The sequence below is a fragment of the Ferruginibacter sp. SUN002 genome (genome assembly GCF_050611725.1).
Classification (GTDB): domain Bacteria; phylum Bacteroidota; class Bacteroidia; order Chitinophagales; family Chitinophagaceae; genus Ferruginibacter.
On sequence record NZ_JBODJB010000001.1, the window covers coordinates 174,033 to 197,562 of the forward strand.

A 23,530-nucleotide genomic window follows, 5' to 3' on the forward strand; every position below is an offset into this window, starting at 1 on the left:
TAACTACTCAAATGAAAATCGGATTATTGATTGTAGCAGTATTGTTTTCTTCTACTGTGTTTTCTCAGGATACCTTGATCACTGCAGATGAAGGCATGGGCACTGTCACTGTTGTTAAAGACAGCAGATTAGATGTACTTGCAAAAAAAGAAGCTGAATTCAACGACAAGAATGTGCTCCCAAATGGAACCTACGCAATGAAAGGCTTTAGGTTGATGGTATTAAGTACTAATGATAGGGCTTTTGCAATGAAAGTAAGATCCCAATTATTACAACGTTATCCCGATCAAAAAGTATATATGAGTTTTCAGGCACCATATCTAAAATTGAAATTTGGTAATTTTTTAGAAAAGACGGATGCTGAAAAGATGAAAAATGATATAGCCAAAGCAAAACTGGTTACCTCTAATATATATGTTGTTCCGGAGATGGTAGAAATAAAGATCGACAACACAAAAGAAAAAGAAACCCAACAGTAAGTATTAATAATCTATAGTGAGCAATTCTCTACAAAATAAAATAAAAGAGCTTTCTAAAAAATATGCAGATGAATTCATCGCTGTTCGTCATCACCTGCATGCAAACCCTGAGTTAAGTTATAAAGAGTTTGAAACATCTGCATTCATCCAACAAAAGCTAACTGAGTTGAATGTTCCTTTCGAAATAAAAGCTACAACAGGTGTTGTAGGACTTATTAAGGGTAAGAATCCAGACAAACGTGTAGTGGCATTAAGAGCCGACATGGATGCCTTGCCAATCACGGAAGAAAATGATGTTACATATAAATCTACAAAGCCCGGCATCATGCATGCCTGTGGACATGATGTACATACAACTTGTTTGCTTGGTGCAGCTAAAATTCTAAGCGAAACAAAAGATGAATGGGAAGGTACTGTGAAATTGATCTTCCAACCGGGTGAAGAAAAAAATCCGGGAGGTGCAAGCATATTAATTAAAGAAGGAGTACTCGAAAATCCTGCTCCACAAAATATTTTTGCATTACATGTACATCCCGGTTTAGAAACAGGCAGACTTAGTTTCAGAGGCGGAATGGTAATGGCAAGCGCCGACGAAATTTATATCACCATAAAAGGAAAAGGCGGTCATGCAGCTGCTCCACATTTAACAGTTGATACATTATTGATCACATCTCATCTCGTGATTGGTCTGCAACAAATTGTAAGCAGAAATAATAATCCTTTTAACCCGTCAGTATTAAGTATCACTTCTATACAGGGAGGATCTACCACCAACGTCATTCCATCTGAAGTAAAGATCATGGGTACTTTCAGGGCAATGAATGAAGAATGGCGTTTTAAAGCTCATGAACTCATCAAAAAACAGGCAACTGAATTGGTTGAAAGTATGGGCGGACAGATTGACATTAAAATTGATGTTGGATATCCATTTGTATTGAATGATGTTGCTTTATCTGCAAGTGCCAGATCTAAAGCAGAAGCATATCTCGGAAAAGATAATGTAGAAGAGACTGAGCTAAGAATGGGTGCTGAAGATTTCGGTTACTACTCTCACAAAATACCTGGATGTTTTTTCAGATTAGGTGCCGGCAATAAAGCGAAAGGCATCAGCAGTGGAGTACATACTCCTACTTTTAATATTGATGAAAATGCTATAGAAATTGGCATGGGTATGATGGCTTTATTTGGTGCTACGAATGCAGAGTAATTATTTCCCCATAATTTTCTTTCGATGAGCCGTTCCCCAATCCTTCAACGCTTCTATTACTTTGTGTAAAGTTTTCGAATAAGGCAGCAATGCATATTCTACAGTAACCGGCGACGTATCATAAACCGTTCTTTTGATCAGTTGATGCATCTCCAGATCTTTTAACTCTTTTGCCAACACTTTCGATGTAAGGTTGGGAATACTTCTTTCAATTTCACGAAAACGCTTATTCCCCGAAGAAAGCGAAACGATGATCTGTAGCTTCCATTTACCATTAATGACTTCTAATGCATCCCTTATGGGAAGCAAAGAAGACTGACAATCTGAATGACACATCTTTTCCATTGTATTTCAATTTGGTTACCTACAGGTAATTGGTTACTTAAAGGTAACTGCTTACAAATAGTAAGCAAATATAAATAAGTTTGCAGTGTCAAACAAATTATTTATTATTTAAAAAGAAGAAAATGAAAAAAGATAGAATTATTTACTGGTCAGCAACAGGTATCATCGGATTAATGATGTTATTCAGTGCGTACAATTATTTTTCAAACCCTCAAATGGCTGGCGCTTTCAAACATCTCGGTTTTCCCGATTATTTCAGAATTGAGTTAGCTATTGCAAAAATTTTAGGTGTGGCTATCTTATTGATTCCACAAGTTTCAAATAAAATAAAAGAATGGGCTTATGCAGGTTTTGGCATCGTATTCATTTCAGCTTCAATAGCTCATGCAAGTAGTGGCGATCCATCTTCTGCAATTATTACCCCGATGATATTTCTGGCAATCCTGGCAGTTTCTAACTTCTACCTATACAAACTAAGTAAAATTCAAAAGGTTGCTAAAGTAGCTGTCAGATCAACTAAACAAACCAGCACTCCAAGCATTACCAAGCCTGAGTTCTCTCTGTCTTAAAAAATAAATACACAGTATACAATAGCCTGCTTCTTCAGCAGGCTATTTTTTAACACAGCATTGCAATAACAAATTACCAATTCACAAAAAATAGCAGTAAATTGGAAGAGGTAAATCAACAAAATGAAAAATCACTATCATTACGAAACTGTAACTGAAGCAATTGAACAGCTCAGAGAACAAGGTTATACGCTGGATTTTAATCTGGAAGAAAATTGCATTGTTTGTGATACGGACAAATTCAGTGCTGATGAATTCGATATTGTTGAGATCTACCGTTATGAAGGAGATTCTGATCCGGCTGACGAAGCTACGGTTTATGGCATTCAGTCAAAATCGGGTATAAAGGGAATACTGGTGACGGGTTTTGGGAACTCATCGGATAACTCAATGACCAACGAAATACTGAAAAAGCTAAAAATTTGATAATTCGCAAATCTTTTCCCTACTAACCGGCACGGCAGCATGTTTTTATCTCGATCCTTATAGTATCTTAGCTGCAAAATAACGGGTTTTGAAAAAAGTACATCTGCTGATCCTTCTTATTGTCTCATTTACTTTACAAAGTTGTTTTGAATTAATTGAACAGGTTCAACTCAAAAAAGACGGTTCCGGTAATTTTCAACTTACATTGAATATGAGTAAGAGCAAAACAAAGCTCAACTCAATAATGAAACTGGAAAAAATAAATGGTCGTCCTGTTCCAAAAAAATGGGAAATAACAGCCCGTCTCAAAGAAATAGAAAAACTTCTCAGCAAAACCGAAGGTATTACCAATGCAAAAACCTCTATGGATTTTGATAATTATATCATGACGGTAAGTTGCAATTTTTCAAATATCACTCAACTAAATAAAGCCATCAAAACCATCAAACAAAAAGAAAATCTAACAGGCGATGCCTTGACAGACAACTACGCTTATGATGCCAAAACAAATACCTTTCAACGTAAAAATAAATTTGGTTTAAAAGATATTTATTCCAAAATGAGCAGTGCAGATAGGGAAATATTCTCCTCGGCTAATTACACTTCTATATACAAATTTGATGTAGATGTAAAAACTGTGAGCAATAAAGGAGCTAAAATATCCCCCAGCAAAAAAGCTGTGATGTTAAAAGAAACAGCATTGAATGTTGTTACCGAAAAAAAATCAATTGAAAATAAAATAAATCTCACCAACGAATGAAATCAATTCTAACTGCTATCACTTGCCTCGTTCTTATGAGCAATGCAGCAAAAGCCCAAAACCTTGCTTCAAAAATTCCTGCCGAAGCAAATATTGTAATAAAATATTCCGGTGCTAACCTGCTGCAAAAACTTCCTGCTAATAAATTTGATAGCTATAAGAGAGTAAAAAAAGAATTCTTTAAAAATTTAGGATTAAGCGGAAAGACTCCAATTTCTAGCATTGGCATTAACTTTCAGCAAGATGCATATCAATATGTAGTATCGACAGACAGTTCAAGTTTTCTAGTTACACTATTCAGTATTAAAGATGAAGCAAAATTCAGTGCTCTTATAAAAAGAAATTATAAACCTGCCAAAGCATTCGATACAAAGAACGGGTATAAATTTTATGCTGTTTCAAGTTCTACTTTTATTGGATGGAATGGAAACTTAGCCACTTTGATTAACGCAGATTATTCAAGCTACAAATATTATCAATCAGATTATTCAGATTATAATTACGCACCTGCGGCGGTAGATACAGCAAAAATGTTCGAAGGCGTTGGCGCTATAGAACCTTATGAAGATTCAACGATTGCTTTAGTGGAAGCCATGGCGCAAATCGACACTACATCAGTTGCAGTTGATGAAATCACAAGAATGGTAGATTCTGCGGCGGCACAAGCAGCAGCAGATGCAGACGCAGCAATGGCAGTTGCGGATACCGTTGCCAAGTACGAAGAAGTAAAAACACCGGATGAAATTCGCTTTACACCTCCTGTAATCAGTGAAGATGTTGAATATTCGAATGTTGCCGTTGACTCTGTTGTTGCCGCTGTTCCATACCAAGAAACCGAGTGGCAGAAAAAAGACAGATTAGCTAGAGATAAATTTTATAAAGATCTTGAAATCTATAACGATTCTGTTCGATTGGCGCTTTCTCAAAACATTTTAACTACAACTTTTAAGTCAGCAATAATCAGCAAACCATTCAGTAGTTTGATCGATAATAAAGCAGATATAAGTATTTGGGTAGATTCAGTAGGATTCCTAAATAAATTATGGAATAAAATGTACTACCCTTACTCTTACTCAAGGTATAGTTATAACAGGTTCAATGTGAATGGATGGCCCGGCACCATCTCCGGCATTAATATTTATTTTGAAAAAGACAGTATCAGAATAAGTCAGGTTGGATATGCAGCTAATGAAAAAGGCAATAACTTATTGAAAGCTTCATTAGACAGCAAACAAAGTGCATCACTTGCCAACTATGTTCGTCCGAAAGATCTTGGGTATTTATCTATGTCGGTTAATACCGAAAACTTAACACACTACTATTATACTGTTATTAAGAGACTTTACTCCAACATGTACAATGGAAAAAAATATGATGCTTTTGTGGATGCATATGTTGATATTCTTGAGATCTGTGTTGATGAAAAGGGAGTATCGGATATGATCACCGGGAATGCTGTTTTTATCTTACACGGAGTAAAACCAAGAACGGTTAAGTACATTACATATGAATATGATAAAGAAAATTATACTCAGAAAGAAATAGAAAAAACAAAAGTAGAAACATCTCCTGATTTTACAGTGGTATTTGAAACAAGGAACGAGAATATCTATAATAAATTGATTCACCTCCCAATTACACTAGAAGACAGTACGATCAAGTATGCTAAAACCGGAAACTATTATACACTTACAATGGACGATAAAGATCTTTTTGAAAAAATGTATTTCATGGTGAGAGACGGTAAATGCATCATCACCACTTCAAAAGAAGTTGTAGCCAATCCAAATTACAATCTTCAAACTACAGCCGATGCAAGTTCTAAAGAATCGATCTTAAACAATAACTACTCCGCCAAATTCAACATTAAAGACATTCTTAAAGATTGTGCCCTAAGTGTGTCGGACGAAGGAAATAAAAAGATGCTTGAATACCTACAAGCAAATGCCGGCACCCTTACAATAGAAAGTGGCATCAAAAACGACACTATTCAATCTAACACTATTTTAAGCATCGCAGGTAAACATAAGAACAGTCTTGAATATCTTTTCAACCTCTGGGAAACCTTGATACAAATGGACGAGTCCGAGAAAGAATAAAAAACGGACAAATGAGTAAGCGTAAATGGTTTTTGATTATTGCAGTGGCTTTGGCACTCTTTGGCTGGTACTTGTTGTTTTACAAAACTTACAGTAAAACAACCATTGCCGTAAGTGCCGACGCTGTATTGTCAATTGATGTAAAACGAAATGCCAATACAATACTTGCTTATTATCTAACCACCCCCGGCGAATGGAACCTGAACTCTATTTTTAAATCAAGAAAAAAGAAAAAAGGTAGCTGGCAAAAGGCGGTAGAAATACCTGATTATATTTTTATTTTTCATTGCAAAGGACAACCTGCATCTGCCTTCTACACAGTGTTAGATATTTCAGATGAAGAAGACTTCAATAGTATGTTGGCTGAAAATGAGTTTCATAGTGGAGAATCGGTAAATGGTTTTTTTCAATACGCTTCTACCAAACTTGGAGTTGATATTATTAAAAGTAAGGATCAGGTTCTGATTGGTAATATTGCAGTAAAGGATAAAAATTTGATTCGGTCAGTAGCAAATGAAATTTTTGAAAAGAAAACGTACATAGCTGAAGCAACGCTAAAAAAAATCGTAGATGCACCCAATCATTTTTCATTATATGTAGAAAATGAAAACCTTCCTTTGCGATCAGTACTCTTTAATGGTAATTTTAAAAATGGAGCTGTTACTGTTGATGCATCAACAAAGCCAGATAACAAATATAATTTTACAGAAGAGGATTTTAAATACAACAATCAATCAATACTAAGTTTAGGATTTACACAAATGCCATTTTTCGGCGTGCCGGGATCAATTTCTGATAAAAATAAATCCGGCGTTTCTACAGCCCTCAATTTCGATGTTGATTCGCTCTTTGTACGGTCCAATAAAAACTATCAACTTGATATTGCAGCAATAAAAACTAAGATCGATTCTGCAATCAGTTATGAATATGATGATGACTTTAATAAGATAGAAAAAGTTGTAGTTAACACCATTCAGGAACCTAGCTTTAGTTTTAATGTAACCGGAGAAGATTTTTCAGGGCTTATTGATTACTGGAAAAAAAATAAGAATCTAGAATTGAATAATGATCAAAATCTCTTTGTATCGATCCCTTTTGTAAAAACATACGCTATTACCAATCCGCATTTACTTTCTCTTACTTCATATAATTATAGCCTCCCCACTTATAACGAACATGTAAAATGTATTGCATATTTAACAGCTGATCCTAATAAGATACCTGCAGATCTTTTAAAATACTTACCTGAATCTTTTTCAAAATTGCTCAGTAAAATAGAGTCTGCGAATATTTTAGTAAAAAATGATACGGGAAATCTCAAATTCAATCTAACCATCACAAATAAGGTCAAAAACAAGCCATTTTTACTCTCTTTTAAATAAGGCCGCTTAAGATAGTTTTTTGTACCTTCATAAACTCATTTGACAAAGTAAAAAGCTGTATACTACGCTTTAATAAAAGTTAAATAGTAGCAATGCCGATGAAAGGATTGCGACGCAACGATGTTGAACAGAGTTCAAATGCTTGTAACAAAAAAATATTAACGAACTATAATAAAGATGTCAAAAGAATTAAGAAGACAACAGGCCTTAGAATATCATTCCAAAGGCAGACCCGGAAAAATTGAAGTCATTCCTACCAAAGAAGCCAAAACACAAAGAGACCTTTCCTTAGCATATTCACCCGGTGTGGCAGAACCATGTTTGGAAATTGCTGCCAATGTTGAAGAGGTGTACAAATACACTGCTAAAGGAAATTTAGTTGGTGTGATCAGTAACGGTACCGCTGTTTTGGGATTAGGTAATATCGGCCCCGAAGCAGGCAAACCTGTTATGGAAGGTAAAGGTGTACTTTTCAAAATATTTGCAGATATAGATGTATTTGATATTGAGATCAATGAAACCGATCCAGAGAAATTTGTACAGATCGTAAAAGCGCTGGAGCCAACTTTTGGTGGTATTAATTTAGAAGATATTAAAGCACCTGAATGTTTTTATATTGAACAAAAATTAAAGGAGCAATTAAAAATCCCTGTGATGCATGACGATCAGCATGGCACTGCGATCATTTCTGCTGCAGCATTATTGAATGCCGTTGAAATACAAAAAAAGAAAATTGACAAAATACATATAGTAGTGAATGGTGCAGGCGCTGCGGCTATCTCTTGTATGAAATTGTATATCAGCCTTGGCGCAAAAAAAGAAAACATAAAAGTTTACGATAGCAAAGGATTGATACATGCAGGCAGAGAAGACCTGGATGATATAAAAAAAGAATTCATCTCCACTTCAAAATCATACACATTAGCCGAAGGTTTTAAAGATGCTGATGTATTCATTGGTTTGAGTAAAGGAAATGTAGTTACACAGGATATGGTAAAAAGTATGGCAAAGCATCCGATCATTTTTGCAATGGCCAACCCTGATCCTGAAATTACATATGAGGATGCAACTGCTGCACGTAAAGATGTGATCATGGCTACCGGCCGTAGCGATTATCCTAATCAGGTAAACAATGTTTTAGGATTCCCTTATATTTTTCGTGGTGCCTTAGACGTTAGAGCTACTACCATTAATGAAGCCATGAAATTGGCTGCAGTAAAAGCCTTGGCTGAATTGGCGAAATCACCTGTACCCGATATTGTTAACCTTGCATATAACGATCAGGTAATAACTTTCGGACCAAGCTATATAATTCCAAAACCTGTTGATCCTCGTTTATTGGCCACCGTTGCCCCGGCTGTTGCAAAAGCTGCTATGGAAAGTGGTGTTGCTAAGAAACCAATTACAGATTGGGATGCATACGAACTGGAATTGAATAAACGATTGGGATTAGACAATCAATTGAGCAGAGCCATCGGCAGTAAAGCGAGAAGAGATCCTAAACGAGTTGTTTTTGCAGATGCTGAAAATATCAAAATTTTAAAAGTTGCTCAACTGGCACAGGAAGAAGGTGTTGCTTATCCTATTTTATTAGGCGATGAAAACAGGATCATTCAAATTGCCAAAGAAAATGGTATTGACATTGATGATATGCCGATCATCAACCCTAAAGGAGATAAGTCGGAAGAGATGCGAAAAGAATTTGTAGAATTATTCTTCAAAAAACGTCAACGCAGAGGTGTAAACAGACATGAGGCTAATAAATTTTTAAGAGACAGAAATTATTTTGGTTGCATGATGGTAGAAACCGGTAATGCCGATTGCATGATCAGTGGGCTGACACGTAATTACCCTGATACAATACGACCTGCTATACATGCCATCGGTACCGAAGAAGGTGTAAAACATATTGCAGGAATGTATATCATGTTCACCAAAAAAGGTCCTTTATTTTTAGCAGACACCACCATTAACTTCAACCCAACGGCAGAAGAACTGGCAGAGATAACATTGCTCACAGCCAATCAAGTAAAAATGTTCGGTGTACAACCACGAATTGCGATGCTCTCTTATTCTAATTTCGGTAGTAGCGATTCGCCGGAAGCTATATTGGTGCGTAAAGCCAGAGAGATCGTAAAAGAAAAAGATCCTTCTTTGATCTGTGACGGTGAAGTACAGGGCATTGTAGCATTCAACAAAGAAATTCTGAAAGAAAATTATCCGTTTACAGAATTATTAGATGGTGAAGTTAATACATTGATCTTCCCTAATCTGGCGGCAGGTAATATTGCTTATAACCTCTTACAGGAAGTCGGTGGGGCCGATTCTATCGGACCAATACTGATGGGATTGAAAAAACCGGTGCATGTATTGCAGCTTGGTAGCTCTATCCGTTCTATCTTTAATATGGTGCTAATTGCAGTTGTAGATGCACAAATGAAAAACAAATCGAATACACCTGAGGTTATTAAAAAAATAAAAGGCTGGACCAGATTTAAAAAAACATCTCATGACCTTTAAGAATGTACTGATATGCCGATGTGCTAATGTGCTGATATAACAATTCAAAAATTGTAAAGAAATATAGTATTCAATCAGTAATTTTGTTTTCAACCGAATAGACACATTAGCAAATTAGCAAAGAATGACCCTTTTCACCCACATAGGCCGTTACATTTTAATGATCAAAGGCATGTTTTCCAAACCGGAGAACTACAAAATGTATTGGAAAGAATTTATGCATCAATGTGTAGAAATAGGCATTCGGTCTATTGGTATTGTTGCCATCATTTCTGTTTTTATGGGTGCGGTAAGTGCGGTTCAAACGGCGTATCAATTGGTCAGTCCCGTAATTCCGAAAAGTACCATTGCACAAATTGTTAGAGATACGGTTATTCTTGAATTTGCCCCTACCCTTGTTTGTATTGTTTTAGCAGGTGTTGTGGGCAGTAAAATTGCCAGCGAGTTAGGCAACATGAGAGTAAGCGAACAAATAGATGCTCTTGAAATTATGGGCATCAATACAAAAGCATATTTAGTAATGCCTAAAATACTAGCTGCATTGATCATGATCCCAATGTTGGTTGTATTATCAATGGTATTAGGCATTTGGGGCGGTCGTTTTGCCGGATCCGCATCCAACATTTTGTCTACCGATACATTTGATAAGGGTTTGTTGGAGAGTTTTGTTTCATACAATGTATTTTTTGCGTTGGCTAAGGCCTACACTTTTGCATTTATCATCAGCAGCATTCCTGCCTATTATGGTTACAATGTAAAAGGTGGGGCATTGGAAATTGGTAGAAGTAGTACAAAAAGTGTAGTAGTAAGTTGTGTGATGATATTATTTGCGGATTATATTTTGGCGGCGTTGTTGCTCTAGATAGCAGTTTCAAGCCACAAGCTACAAGGGACAATCATAATGCAACAATCCTCTTTACTTCTCCCTTGCCACTTGTAACTTGCAGCTATTCCAAACCTTATTCTATTCGTTATTAACTAAAACGTATAGAATGAAAGATTTTAAAAGATTAATCGTTTGGCAAAAGGGATTCCGTCTGGCAATAGATTGTCACAAACATTGCAGAAAATTGCCAGCAAAAGAAAGGTATGAATTGTGTTCACAACTAAGACGAGCAGCTTTTTCAATACCTTTAAATATAGCAGAAGGAAGTGCTAAAGCAACCAATGCACATAAGAAAATATTTTTAGACAATGCTTTAGGAAGTTCTTATGAAGTTGAAACGATATTATTAGCTATAATTGAGATTTATCCAAATGAAAAAGCCCAATGTGAAATTTTTATTGACATTTGTATTGAGATTCAAAAAATGCTAACTGCTTTAATAAGTAAACTAGTATAATACAGCCACAAAAGAAAAGCAGGCTTGTCCCTTGTGGCTTGCAGCTTGAGGCTACTAAAAACAATGATTGAATTTAAAAATATCGAGAAGAGTTTCGGAGAAAAACGTGTACTCAATGACGTAAGCCACATCATGCAAACAGGCATGTGTAATCTCATTATTGGTACAAGCGGTAGCGGAAAAACAGTTTTACAAAAATGCTTGGTTGGTTTATTTGAACCCGACCAGGGAGAGATCATTTATGACGGAACTAGCTTTACTGATATGACTGAAGAAAACAGAAAAGAACTTCGTCAGCAAATAGGCATGTTATTTCAAGGCTCAGCACTGTTTGATAGTATGACCGTTGAACAAAATGTAATGTTCCCCTTGGATATGTTCTCAAAACTGAATCATTCTGAAAAACAAAAACGTGTGAACGAAGTTTTAGAAAGAGTCAATTTAAAAGATGCTCATAAAAAATATCCTGCCGAAGTCAGTGGTGGTATGAAAAAAAGGGTGGGTATTGCCAGAGCCATCGTTCTAAATCCAAAATATTTATTCTGTGATGAGCCTAACTCCGGTCTCGATCCTCAAACATCAATGGTCATCGATAAATTAATATACGATATCACCAAAGAGTTCAATATGACCACCATCATCAATACCCACGACATGAACAGTGTAATGGAAATCGGTGAAAACATTCTTTATATGTACGAAGGTCAAAAAGAATGGGCAGGCAATAACAAAGAGATCATCTTCTCCAAAAACGAACGCCTCAATGCCTTCATTTTTGCATCAGAATTTTTAAAAGATGCAAAAGAAATGCGTATGCTCGAAGCCACAGGTAAGATCAGTGATGAAAGGAATATGGACGAGCTACTTAAATAGCTTCAGCCCTAAATACAAGCCACAAGCTACAAGCCTCAAGGGAGAAGCAAAGAGGTTAGATGCTGCATGCTTGTCCCTTGAAGCTCCTTTTGCCGCTACTCCCTAAAATTCGGCTCGGGAACGTTCCCACATTTAATCCAAAATCTCTCTTTTCTACTCAAACATTTAGGCTTAATTTTGCCGACGTTAACGATAAAATTCACCAATCGATAAATCTTAAAAAAGCTTATGTCAGTTCTGGTAAACAAAAAGTCTAAAATTATTGTACAGGGTTTTACAGGTACAGAAGGTACTTTCCATGCAACACAAATGATCGAATACGGCACCGACCTGGTTGGTGGCGTTACCCCGGGTAAAGGAGGCAGCACTCACTTGGATAAACCTGTTTTCAATACTGTAGCAGATGCTGTTAAAACCACCGGCGCTGATGTAAGTATCATTTTTGTACCACCGGCATTCGCTGCTGATGCGATCATGGAAGCTGCTGACGCAGGAATTGGATTGGTGGTATGTATCACTGAGGGTATTCCTGTTCAGGATATGGTGAAAGTGAAAAATTATTTACAAGGAAAAACTACAAGGCTGATCGGACCAAACTGTCCGGGTGTTATAACTGCCGAAGAATGTAAAGTAGGTATCATGCCGGGCTTTATCTTCAAAAAAGGTAGAATCGGTATCGTATCAAAATCTGGTACACTTACTTACGAAGCAGCAGATCAGGTTGCAAAAGCTGGTTTAGGTATTAGTACAGCGATCGGTATCGGTGGAGATCCGATCATTGGTACAACAACCAAAGAAGCCGTTGAATTATTCATGAACGATCCTGAAACAGATGCTATCGTAATGATCGGTGAAATTGGTGGTGGCATGGAAGCTGAAGCTGCTAAGTACATCAAATCAACCGGTAATAAAAAACCTGTTGTAGGTTTCATCGCAGGTCAAACAGCCCCTCCGGGCCGTCGTATGGGTCATGCAGGTGCTATCGTTGGTGGTGCCGATGATACAGCTGCTGCTAAAATGAAGATCATGGCAGAATGTGGTATACACGTTGTTGCAAGTCCTGCAGACATTGGTAAAACAATGGCAGAAGCAATTAAAAAATAATAACCTATACATAGCTAAAAAATCCCTTCAAATTAGAGGGGATTTTTTTATGGAATAAAATATAATCCATCATCTTCGTAAAAAAGATTTAATGAAAATATTTTTAATGGGATTAATAGCCTTTCTATCTCAAACAACAACTGCACAACTGTACCCTTCCGAAGAATTTGGATTCGATGCGTATAAAGAAGTAAAAGTTAAAAAACATAAGCAAAAACTGAAACTTACATTTATAGTTGACAGCATTGTATTTCCCGATACCAATAGCTCAGTTGCTATCAATTCCAGCATAGATAGTAAGATCAAGTAACACAATGCAGTATTATACGGTATTATTCACATAGAATGACAAGTCAGTCAATAAAAAAACTCCTTCAGATTTGAAGGAGTTTTTTATTGGTAAGCCTATTAAAGTGCTCTATTTATACGCAATAAACTTCTGCTCTGCTTTCACGATCTTTTCAAAAAATAATTTAAACGTAGCGTAATCACTTGCAGGAATATTCTTACGCTTACTGGTGAATTTTCTAGTAACCACCAGTTTGTCAGGCGCTTTTAAAGTGTACTGAAGCGTAAACTTCATATCATTCATCGTTAAAGTTTCCGATGTAGGTAATTCTACAAACTTCTTACCTGCAGGAGCAGTAATGTTTACGATCGTTTCGTAAGTATCAATTTCCTCGTAGCGCCAGTACTCAATAGGGTAAGAACGTGTTTCAGCAGAAAAACTACCCAACGAGGCAACTATGTCGGGATAATTAATTCTGAAAGTTTTTAAACTGCCTATTTCTGCAACCTCATTCTTAACCTTGTAGCTATAGCTATATGTTACGGAATCATTCAACGGAGCAAGATCATCAAATTTTATCTTATCGAGTTTTACATTGTTGACATAACTGCCGGCAACAATTTTCTCCATCGCTATTGCTTGCTTTTCAGTATCCTGATGCAAATAATCATTTCTCATTCCTGAAGTTGGGTTGCCATACTTAACGCTTCTAACACTCACATTCAAATCATTGTCAATCGGCTTAATATCTACAATTCTTTTAATGATATCTTTTCCTCTGTTAACCGGATTCAATACCTGCAGTTCTGATTTCACCGCACTGTTCTTTTCCGGTATCTCTAAAATAAGGGCCCCGCCTGTTAAGTTATTAGGTAAACTTGCAAATGGTAAATAGTTATCAGTAAGCTCTATATAATAAGGCTTACCATCCAGCATTGCTTTAGCAATACAGTGATTAAATTCAACACTTGGTAAAAGAATATCCTTTTCTCCGTTATCTCTTGTATCTACCAATACCATTTGAGCGTTGATACCTGCAAGTTTTGCAAGCGTTACAAACAAACTCGAAAGATCTTTACAATCTCCCAAACGTGTTGTTAGAGTGGTAGCAGCTGGTTGCGGTACATATGCACTTTGTCTGAAAGAAACCGAGCTATAACGAATATTGGCTTCTATATAATCATAAATGATCTTTGCTTTTTGATATTGCGTCATCAACTTTTTACTGTCAGGAAATAATTTTTTATACAGATTCGTTATCTCAAAATCTTCTTCCGCCCTATTGTGTGCAACATCACTGTACCAGTCAGCAATTTCCTTCCAGGTACTTATAGTGGATATATGTAATAATGTACCAACATCTCCCAGTTCAGGCATTAAAGGCTCATCTTTTTGCGGTTCCGGATCAAGCATTTCCCAACTGTACTGTTTAAAATCTTCAATATCTTTTACAACAGGTTTAATAGTTGAATTGGCGAATTCATATTGTATTTTTTGATTCGAAGGCACTAACAAATTATACCTTGTTATGGCAGAATATATTTGACCACCGAAAATATATTTATCCCAATACTCTTTTGCAAATCTTCCATATACATAACGTTGCAAACGGTATTTGAACACAAGTACATCGCCGGCTTCAAGATTCGTGAACACAATCTCATTCCCTGTTCTTTCACCTTCTATCCTCGATTTATTTTTCTTTATCACTTCAGCTTTCTCTATCAAAAGATCTTGCGAATTATCATAACCGATAGATGACTCTTTATATTTATCAACACCTTTATCGTTGGTGATCTTTAAAATGATCGTATAATATTCCTCAGATGCACCACCCGGATAAAGGATCACATCTTTTTGATCAAGAATATAGTAATAGCCGTAGTCAGTATTTTTTGCCTGATCTTCTTTATCATCCTTGATCGTTTTATCAATATCAATTTCTTTAAAAAGTTTATACGGTTCAGATTTGCCGTTCAGTTTTCTTAATTTATTTATGATAGAATACTGATTCGGGTCATATTGCAAAGAGCGATTGTATGCATCAATAGCTTCAGATTCTTTCTCTTCTGCCATTTTTATGTCACCCAGTTTTTCCCAATAACTTTCCGTATAAGGTGCAAGAGAAATCGCTGTTTTAACATATGACTCAGCCTTATCGAATTGTTTGGTCATATAAAACTCTTTCGACATATCGTAATATTGATAAGAATCATACGGGAATAAGTCTATCAGTTTTTGCTTTATTTCAATGGCTTTTTTTGTATTCCCTTGATCTGCCAATGCTGAAGAATATTGTTCATATACATCATAGTGAAAATTATCTTTCAGATAGTTTTCATAAACTTTCATCGCTCCTTTATTATCCTTGTAAACATCTTTCTTAATGTTGTACATCATGCTAACGAACTTAGAATTAGAAGGATATTTTTTGTACATCTTCTCAGCTGCTTTGATCATCTCTTCGTATTTCTTATCATGTATCAACAACAATAATTGATACGCTTCTGTGCTTTGGTCTTCACCATGCAGATCAATTCTTTTCTGAAGCTCTGTTGCTGCATCTTCATATTTTTCATTGTCGAAATAATCTTTAATGTTCAGGTCAAGCATTGCCAAGCTCTCAGGGTCAACTTGCTTGATCTTTTCAATTTCTTCAAGTGCAAGTGTCCTGTTATCTTCTTTATTTAATATCTCTATTAATTTTATTTTCAGTATCGCATTATCCGGGGCTTTTTTAATGGCAGTGTTGATGAGATTTCTTGCTTCAATTATTTTGCCGTTACGTAGATAAACATCTGTTAATAAAAGATAGTTTACCAAATTATCCGGTTGCTGATTGATCTTTTCATTGAAATATGCAGCAGCAAAATGTGGTATGATATCATGTTTAGTTTCACCGGATCCCTTTTTAGGATATGCAGCATATTTTGAGCTTCCTGTTATACCGGGTATCGGTTTCAAATACTCATCTGTAAACCTTACACAAAAATTCGGGTAACTAGTACTTGTATAACCCAACTGTACTAAAATTCTGTTCACTCCTTTTTGCAGATCACATTTCACTGTGTAAGCATCCATCTCTGTAACTTTTTCATCTGACTCAGCTATAACCAGTTCATCATTGATCCAAACTTTTATTGAACCCGAAAATCCTACATTACAAAAAATAGTTTGCTCTTTATCTGATGTAATAAAATTTTGTGCATATACAACTGCAGTTGATTTTTTAACAGGATAGCTGAGTGGTATCCAGCCATCCTTAATTTCAAAAGGAGGTGTAAACCATTTTATATCGGCATTATTCGAAGATTTGAATACTGCTGTTTCTTCAGGATGTTCAAGCGGACCAAAATTTTTAAAGTAACCGCTTTTAGATATATTTTCAAATGGCCCTACATATTGCCAACTTTTAATGCTACCTATTTTGTCATAATATTTTTGTATATGATCAAATTCGTTAGAATATAATGAATGCAATGCCCTTTGATAATTAGCCGCAGCTACAATAGTACCGGGGGCTTTTTGGTCAACAGTTAAATCCTCTATCAGACTTAATTGATTTTCCTGATCTTTCTTTCCATAATTACCCAGTGTTGCTTCATTAAACCATAAAGCGTATATGTAAGGATATGGATTGCTTGCTTTTTTATAAAATGAATTGCCAAAGTCTGTTATATACTTTTCTTTACCATTATAGGTTTGCAGGTAAACATTTGTAATATATGCATCGGTAGCAGTGGCCGGATCTTTTTTGGCCTCCTCTAATAATTTTTCTGCTTCTGCTCTTTTATTGTCATTTAAAGCCTGCCAGGCTTTTTCATAGCTACTGTTCTGAGCAAATAAAGTTTGGGCACAAAATAAAAGGCTTAGTAAGCAAAAGCTTTTAAGTTTCATGTTTACGTTGGTTTAATTAAGTGGTGCATTCAATCTAATGTTGATACAAAAGGATGTTCTAATAGATGGGCAATATAAATATAAATGTTAAAAAACAGCGAGCTTATAAGTTAAAAGTGATTATTACACAAGCAATTAAAATCTAATATTCATTTTTAAAAAACGCTGACAACATAAATCGCGACATTACCCTATGAAAATTTGCGTTTAGAACCTCAAACAAAAAGCCCCATCAAATTTAATTGACGGGGCTGGGTTGTTGTGTCGGGATGGCAAGATTCGAACTTGCGACCTCCTGGTCCCAAACCAGGCGCGATAACCGGGCTACGCTACATCCCGAACTTGGTTATCTTCTTTAAGTCAAATGCTTTTTGCGGAGAGGGTGGGATTCGAACCCACGGTACAGTTTAACCCGTACGACGATTTAGCAAACCGTTCCTTTCGGCCACTCAGGCACCTCTCCTGACCTGCCCTAATTGCTTAGGGGTTGCAAAAATACTAATCCACTACGTAATACCCAAAACTAAATGCAAAATATGCAGAAATAATTTTTGTAAATCCCGAAAGTATTGCTGAATAAGGATAAAATGTAGAAGTGTGCGACGCCAATGCAGCCAAATAGCAGTACCAAAGTCGGTCAAAAAGAAGAAGTCCAAACCGTATGGTTTGGACTTCAAATGCGTTTAGATCGTTTAGGTTTACATGGCAGCCAATTGCACTTTTTGTTGCAATTCGACCACACTTTCTTTAAATAAAGTATCGGTATCCATTAGGTCTTTAACCGTTTGGCAGCTGTGAATCACTGTAGTGTGATCTCTACCGCCAAAATGTTCGCCGATTGTTTTTAATGAATTTTTAGTGAACGTTTTTGCAAGGAACATTGTTATCTGACGAGCCTGTACTATTTCACGTTTACGTGTTTTTTGAAGTAGTTTATCGTAAGGCACATCAAAGTAATCACACACCATTTTTTGAATGGTATCAATTGTAATTTCCTTGCTCGAGGATTTTACAAAGTTGCGTAGTACTTTCTTTGCCAATTCCAAATCGATTTCTCTTTTATTCAGCGAAGATTGTGCCAATAATGAGATCAATGCGCCTTCTAATTCACGTACATTACTGTTAATATTATAAGCGATGTACTTCACTACTTCTTTCGGCATTTCCAATCCATCACTCTTCATTTTTCTATCCAAAATTTCAATCTTGGTTTCGTAGTCGGGTGATTGTAGATCGGCACTTAAACCCCAACGGAAACGGCTTAACAGTCGTTCCTGTACACCTTCTAAATCCTTTGGTGGTTTATCACTGGTAAGGATCAATTGTTTTCCACTTTGATGTAAGTGATTGAAGATTGAGAAGAATGCATCCTGCGATTTTTCTGCCCTGCTGAAGAATTGCACATCATCAATAATCAAGACATCTATCAATTGATAAAAATGGATGAAATCGTTGATAGCTCCGTTACGTCCGTGATCTATAAATTGATTGATGAATTTTTCTGAACTTACATACAACACTACTTTGTTGCTGTGAATGCGTTTTACTTCGTTACCGATGGCTTGTGCCAAATGCGTTTTACCTAATCCTACTCCACCGTATATAACAAGCGGGTTAAACGAAGTACCTCCCGGTTTTTCTGCAACCGTTTTACCGGCTCTACGGGCAACCCTGTTACAATCTCCTTCAATAAAGCTATCGAAAGTATATGCATTATTGAGTTGCGGATCGATCTGCATTTTTTTAAGACCCGGAATTACAAATGGGTTCTTAACAGGATTATTAATTACTAGAGGAAAATCCATTTCGTTGTTTGAATAAGATTTAAATCCCTGTTGACCGGGGATATCCATTGTTAAAGGTTTGTTCTTGCTATTACCGCTATCAACCATGATGCGATATTCCAATCTAGCTTCCTTGCCTAATTCTCTTTTCAAAGTTTTAGCAAGCAAACTTATGTAATGCTCTTCAAGATACTCAAAAAAGAACTGACTTGGTACTTGAATGGTTAAAACTTTATCTTTTAATGCAACCGGTTTTATCGGTTCGAACCAAGTTTTGAAATGTTGCCATTCTACGATGTCTTTGATTATATCCAAACAGTTAGCCCATACTTTATCAAAAACTTTATCCATTATTCCTTAAGCGCTTTATATGTTGAGTAAAATATTCCTGAAAATTGCTAAAATATTCCTTAGCGGGACAGCGAATATCAAGATAAATTGTTGAAAAAAAAATTTTTTATTCTCTTGTTTTTTTACTTATGACCACAGTATGGGATTTTGCAAGATTTTTTTTCGATGATTTTGAGAATTCAAAATCTAGTCTACCGAGCTGAATGCCCGCCCAGCCTACCTGATTTACGAAAACAGTATTTCCGTTTTTATTTAAATAACTATCCGGCGCATTCATGAAAGTATGTGTGTGTCCGCCCAAAATAAGGTCAATATTTTCTGTTTCTTTCGCTAAAACAATATCGCTTATTTTATTATCAACATATTTATACCCAAGATGACTTAAACATATTACCATATCGCAGCTCTTTTCCTTCTTCAACATGGTAGCAATTTTGCTTGCATTTTCTATCGGATCAAGGTATTTTGTATTGCCAAAAAGGTTGTCGGGGATCAATCCTTTTCCTTCTATTCCTACTCCTGTAACACCAATTTTTAATTTCCCCTTTTTAAATATTTTATAGGGCTGATATTTAAACTCCATCGGAGTACCGGTAAAATCGTAATTACATACTACAATGGGAAAACTGGCATGATGTAATTGTGTAGCAAAATTCTCTAATCCGGCATCAAAATCATGATTACCCATTGTTGCAGCATCATATCCCATCGCCGCCATTGCTTTTATTTCAGGCTCTCCTTTGTATATGTTAAAGTAAGGAGTACCCTGAAAAATATCTCCTGCATCTAATAGCAAAATATGATCTTCCTCGGCTCTAATCTGCTTAATGACCTCTGCTCTGGCCTCTACTCCCCCCAATCCGGGGTTTTTAGGATCATCTTTTGGAAAGGGCTCTAACCTACTGTGCACATCATTTGTATGCAATATGGTCAGCTTCTTTGCCACATCCGGTTCCTCAGCCAATATGCTTTGGGAAGTAAGTAGTGCCCCCGTTGCCAATAAGGATTGTTTTAAAAATTTTCTTCTATTGTGCATTGGATACCCTGTTTTCAAGTTTAGAAATAATTGTTTTCCCTTCTTTGGCGAACTTAGCAAAATAGGCCATCACCGCATCTCTGTATAAATAACCATTGTTGATCTGCGGAATAGTTTTCAGCATTTCGCATTCATCGCCGCCATTTGCAATATAATCGACCAATGCTATTGTATAGACAGTCGATTCATTCAAAGCAACACCATTTATTTTTATATTGATAGCTTTTTTATCTTTTATTTGATAACTCATGCCTGCACAGGGCCAGCCCCCTTTTGCCGCAGCAATATTCAACACCTGTTGTATGACCTTTCCTTCCAATTTTTGTAAAACAAGTACATTATCGAACGGAGCTACTTCAAAAATTTTACCTCGGGTAATGCTACCGGCGGCAATAGATGGAAGCCTGATGGCGCCATAGTTCAAAAAAGCTGCATCTACATTCATTTGGTATTTTTCCTTTGCCATATACAGCATGGCATCAGTCAAAATATTATTCAATGTTCCTTCAGGAGATTTTTTTTCAAGCACCATGCCCGCAGTTGCAACAAAATCATTCATATTACTATTCACACTATCGCTGTAGGGCTTCAACATTACAGACAATTCATTCGTGGGGCGTTCATCAGACTTTATCTTGTAGCCCTTGTATTGAGCAGATTGAGGTTGATAGCGGGTATTGCAGGCATTCAATAAAAAAATTACCGCAAACAATAAAAGTATATTGGATCTACGCATGAATAAAATGGGGTTAAATGAGCTACGAAAGGTAGGTATATTTTTTTTAATATGATGTCAAAAAAATGAAAAATAATTACAAATAAATAAGTTTACTTTTGACCAATAATACAAATACAATGAGCTACGAATTAACGGGCAAATTAGTTGCCAAATATGATACAGTACAACGTACAGAAACTTTTAAAACAAGAGAATTTGCTGTTGAAAAGACAGATGAGATTGGTGGCAGAACCATTACCAATTATGCAAAATTTCAATGTATTCAAGATAAAACAACCATTATCGATAAAGTGAATATTGGCGATGAAATAAAAGTTCATTTTAACATCAAAGGAACCAAGTGGGAAAAAGATGGCAAAACAAATTACATCACTAATTTAGACGCATGGCGTATTGAGCAAATTCTGCAGCCCGGTGCTGATGCTCCTGCCAAAGCAGCCATTGATAATGATTATTTAGAACCGCTTGATACGTTCACATCAGCTTCGCCTGATGCGATCGATGATCTGCCGTTTTAAGACACTCTTGCCCCTATCCCCTAAAGGGGGATTACGGGTAGATTATGCAATAGATTTAAGCGAATAAAATTTCCGGGATAAGTATCCGGCGTTATTATATGCAACAAAAAATTTCTTTAAAAGTACTTCCTTCCGAAGCAGCCAATGAAGCTGTAATAAAACAACTCATAGCCAATAGCTGTAGTAAAAAATTATCTTCTGTAAGTGGCTATACTATTGCCAAACAATCCATCGATGCAAGAGCCAAAACCATTTGGGTTAACCTTACAGTTAATGCATTTATTGATGAGCCTTTTCATCAAAGAGAAATTCAATCTTTTAATTTTAAGGATGTACAAAATGCATCTAAATCAGTTATTATAATTGGCGCCGGACCAGCAGGATTATTTGCAGCATTGCAGTTGATCGAACAAGGCATTAAACCAATCATTCTTGAAAGAGGTAAAGATGTAAGAGCAAGGAGAAGGGACCTGGCTGCTTTGAATAAAGAAGGTATTGTAAATCCTGAAAGCAATTATTGTTTTGGCGAAGGAGGTGCCGGCACTTACAGCGATGGTAAATTATATACAAGAAGTAATAAACGTGGTGATATTGACAGAATACTGAATCTCTTTGTACACTTTGGTGCCGAAGAAAAAATATTATACGAAGCTCATCCGCATATCGGCACTAACAAACTACCGCATATTATAACGGCTATGCGTAAATGCATTACCGATTGTGGAGGCGAATTCTTATTCGAGAAGAAAGTAATTGACTTTGAGATTGCCGATAACAAAATAAGATCGGTTAAAACAGCGGATGGTAATTCATTCACGGCAGAAGCCATCATTTTAGCTACCGGCCATTCTGCCAGAGATATTTTCGAATTACTCCACAGTAAAAATATTTTAATTGAAGCCAAACCTTTTGCCTTAGGCGTAAGGGTTGAACATCCTCAACAATTAATTGACAGTGTCCAATATCACTGTTCTTCAAGAGGAGAATTCTTACCTCCGGCTTCGTATAGTTTAGTACAACAGGTAAATGGAAGAGGCGTATTTTCATTTTGTATGTGCCCTGGTGGCATTATAGCCCCTGCTGCTACTACTCCGGGAGAGTTGGTAGTAAACGGCTGGAGCCCATCTAAAAGAAATAACCCTTACGCAAATAGCGGTATGGTTGTACAAATAGAATTAAGCGACGTAATTAAAAATGAAAAGATGAAAGCGGATGCATTAGCAATGATGCGTTTTCAGCAAATGGTTGAACAAAAAAGTTTTATAGCCGGCGGAGGTAATTTTGTAGCACCCGCTCAACGTATGGTCGATTTTTCTAACAAAAAGCGATCAGCAGATCTGCCAGATTGTTCTTATCAACCCGGACTTAACAGTTCTCAATTGAATGAAGTTTTACCTGATTTTATTTATAGTGCTTTGGCAAAAGGATTTATTGAGTTTGGTAAAAAAGTAAAAGGCTATTTCACCAATGATGCAGTAGTAGTAGCTACAGAAAGTCGTACTTCTTCCCCGGTGCGTATTCCTAGAGATGCAGAAACTTTACAACATCCACAAATAAAAAATTTATACCCTTGTGCAGAAGGTGCCGGTTATGCAGGTGGCATTGTAAGTGCAGCGATGGATGGAGAGAGAGTGGCGAAACAATTGGCTGATAAACTTACCAATCTGTAAAATAACATTCACAATGACTACCGGGACATAAATATTTTTTATACCCATGCAACCATTCTAAATACTTTCCCATCTCGCAAGTATTGCGAATGCCTTACAACTACTTAAACAACAATTAATTAAGTAAGTTTAATTATTT

20 protein-coding genes and 2 tRNA genes are annotated in these 23,530 nt (G+C 36.3%); 15 read left to right on the top strand and 7 right to left on the bottom strand.

What is annotated here, in order from left to right; translation table 11 throughout:
• Positions 1-11 precede the first annotated feature (11 nt).
• Together ACQ33O_RS00730 and ACQ33O_RS00735 are read left to right on the top strand one after the other, a co-directional pair.
• Complete coding sequence (locus ACQ33O_RS00730; RefSeq protein ID WP_430993626.1) at positions 12-479, top strand: hypothetical protein; 468 nt, start codon at positions 12-14, stop codon at positions 477-479.
• Positions 480-495: 16 nt separating this feature from the next.
• On the top strand, positions 496-1,686 hold the full coding sequence (locus ACQ33O_RS00735; RefSeq protein ID WP_430993627.1) for a M20 metallopeptidase family protein: 1,191 nt from the start codon (positions 496-498) through the stop codon (positions 1,684-1,686).
• On the opposite strand, the gene ACQ33O_RS00740 is transcribed toward ACQ33O_RS00735, so the two are convergent.
• On the bottom strand, positions 1,687-2,031 hold the full coding sequence (locus tag ACQ33O_RS00740) for a winged helix-turn-helix transcriptional regulator (RefSeq protein ID WP_430993628.1): 345 nt from the start codon (positions 2,029-2,031) through the stop codon (positions 1,687-1,689).
• A 122-nt stretch (positions 2,032-2,153) separates the two neighbouring features.
• Between ACQ33O_RS00740 and ACQ33O_RS00745 the strand changes: the two genes are divergently transcribed.
• The 11 genes from ACQ33O_RS00745 to ACQ33O_RS00795 all read left to right on the top strand — a co-directional run bounded on the left by ACQ33O_RS00745 (position 2,154) and on the right by ACQ33O_RS00795 (position 13,417).
• Complete coding sequence (locus ACQ33O_RS00745; protein WP_430993629.1) at positions 2,154-2,600, top strand: DoxX family protein; 447 nt, start codon at positions 2,154-2,156, stop codon at positions 2,598-2,600.
• A 123-nt stretch (positions 2,601-2,723) separates the two neighbouring features.
• Entirely contained in the window at positions 2,724-3,026 is a 303-nt protein-coding gene (locus ACQ33O_RS00750) for a hypothetical protein (protein ID WP_430993630.1), read from the top strand.
• A gap of 88 nt (positions 3,027-3,114) precedes the next feature.
• Positions 3,115-3,786 carry a hypothetical protein gene (locus ACQ33O_RS00755; RefSeq protein ID WP_430993631.1) on the top strand — a complete coding sequence of 224 codons (672 nt, stop codon included), beginning with the start codon at positions 3,115-3,117 and terminating at the stop codon, positions 3,784-3,786.
• Positions 3,783-5,885: a hypothetical protein gene (locus ACQ33O_RS00760; RefSeq protein ID WP_430993632.1), complete on the top strand. Its 2,103-nt coding sequence runs from the start codon at positions 3,783-3,785 to the stop codon at positions 5,883-5,885. Before ACQ33O_RS00755 ends, ACQ33O_RS00760 begins: the two co-directional genes overlap by 4 nt.
• Positions 5,886-5,896: 11 nt before the next feature.
• Positions 5,897-7,267: a hypothetical protein gene (locus tag ACQ33O_RS00765; protein WP_430993633.1), complete on the top strand. Its 1,371-nt coding sequence runs from the start codon at positions 5,897-5,899 to the stop codon at positions 7,265-7,267.
• Between the two features lie 177 nt (positions 7,268-7,444).
• Entirely contained in the window at positions 7,445-9,787 is a 2,343-nt protein-coding gene (locus ACQ33O_RS00770; protein ID WP_430993634.1) for an NADP-dependent malic enzyme, read from the top strand.
• Positions 9,788-9,911: 124 nt separating this feature from the next.
• A complete protein-coding gene (locus tag ACQ33O_RS00775) occupies positions 9,912-10,649 on the top strand; it encodes an MlaE family ABC transporter permease (RefSeq protein ID WP_430993635.1) in 738 nt (245 codons plus the stop codon).
• 130 nt (positions 10,650-10,779) lie between these two features.
• Positions 10,780-11,130, top strand: a complete 351-nt coding sequence (locus tag ACQ33O_RS00780) for a four helix bundle protein (RefSeq protein ID WP_430993636.1) — start codon at positions 10,780-10,782, stop codon at positions 11,128-11,130.
• A gap of 63 nt (positions 11,131-11,193) precedes the next feature.
• Positions 11,194-12,003: an ABC transporter ATP-binding protein gene (locus tag ACQ33O_RS00785; RefSeq protein ID WP_430993637.1), complete on the top strand. Its 810-nt coding sequence runs from the start codon at positions 11,194-11,196 to the stop codon at positions 12,001-12,003.
• A gap of 228 nt (positions 12,004-12,231) precedes the next feature.
• Positions 12,232-13,107: a succinate--CoA ligase subunit alpha gene (gene sucD, locus ACQ33O_RS00790; protein WP_430993638.1), complete on the top strand. Its 876-nt coding sequence runs from the start codon at positions 12,232-12,234 to the stop codon at positions 13,105-13,107.
• Positions 13,108-13,198: 91 nt separating this feature from the next.
• Positions 13,199-13,417, top strand: a complete 219-nt coding sequence (locus tag ACQ33O_RS00795) for a hypothetical protein (protein WP_430993639.1) — start codon at positions 13,199-13,201, stop codon at positions 13,415-13,417.
• Positions 13,418-13,525: 108 nt separating this feature from the next.
• Here ACQ33O_RS00795 and ACQ33O_RS00800 read toward each other — a convergent pair whose 3' ends face one another.
• From ACQ33O_RS00800 to ACQ33O_RS00825, 6 genes are all read right to left on the bottom strand, one after another.
• Positions 13,526-17,293 (bottom strand): DUF3857 domain-containing protein, encoded by a 3,768-nt coding sequence (locus ACQ33O_RS00800; RefSeq protein WP_430993640.1) that lies wholly within the window; start codon positions 17,291-17,293, stop codon positions 13,526-13,528.
• Positions 17,294-17,557: 264 nt separating this feature from the next.
• Positions 17,558-17,632: transfer RNA gene (locus tag ACQ33O_RS00805), tRNA-Pro, on the bottom strand.
• Positions 17,633-17,667: 35 nt separating this feature from the next.
• Positions 17,668-17,756, bottom strand: a tRNA-Ser gene (locus ACQ33O_RS00810).
• 235 nt (positions 17,757-17,991) lie between these two features.
• Entirely contained in the window at positions 17,992-19,428 is a 1,437-nt protein-coding gene (gene dnaA / locus ACQ33O_RS00815) for a chromosomal replication initiator protein DnaA (RefSeq protein ID WP_430993641.1), read from the bottom strand.
• Between the two features lie 106 nt (positions 19,429-19,534).
• Positions 19,535-20,464, bottom strand: coding sequence for a bifunctional metallophosphatase/5'-nucleotidase (locus ACQ33O_RS00820; protein ID WP_430993642.1), 930 nt, complete (start codon positions 20,462-20,464; stop codon positions 19,535-19,537).
• Entirely contained in the window at positions 20,454-21,200 is a 747-nt protein-coding gene (locus ACQ33O_RS00825; RefSeq protein WP_430993643.1) for a 5'-nucleotidase C-terminal domain-containing protein, read from the bottom strand. Before ACQ33O_RS00825 ends, ACQ33O_RS00820 begins: the two co-directional genes overlap by 11 nt.
• A gap of 119 nt (positions 21,201-21,319) precedes the next feature.
• On the opposite strand from ACQ33O_RS00825, the gene ACQ33O_RS00830 reads away from it, so the two are divergent.
• On the top strand, positions 21,320-21,721 hold the full coding sequence (locus ACQ33O_RS00830; protein WP_430993644.1) for a DUF3127 domain-containing protein: 402 nt from the start codon (positions 21,320-21,322) through the stop codon (positions 21,719-21,721).
• 98 nt (positions 21,722-21,819) lie between these two features.
• Positions 21,820-23,391, top strand: a complete 1,572-nt coding sequence (locus ACQ33O_RS00835; protein ID WP_430993645.1) for an FAD-dependent protein — start codon at positions 21,820-21,822, stop codon at positions 23,389-23,391.
• Positions 23,392-23,530: the final 139 nt, after the last annotated feature.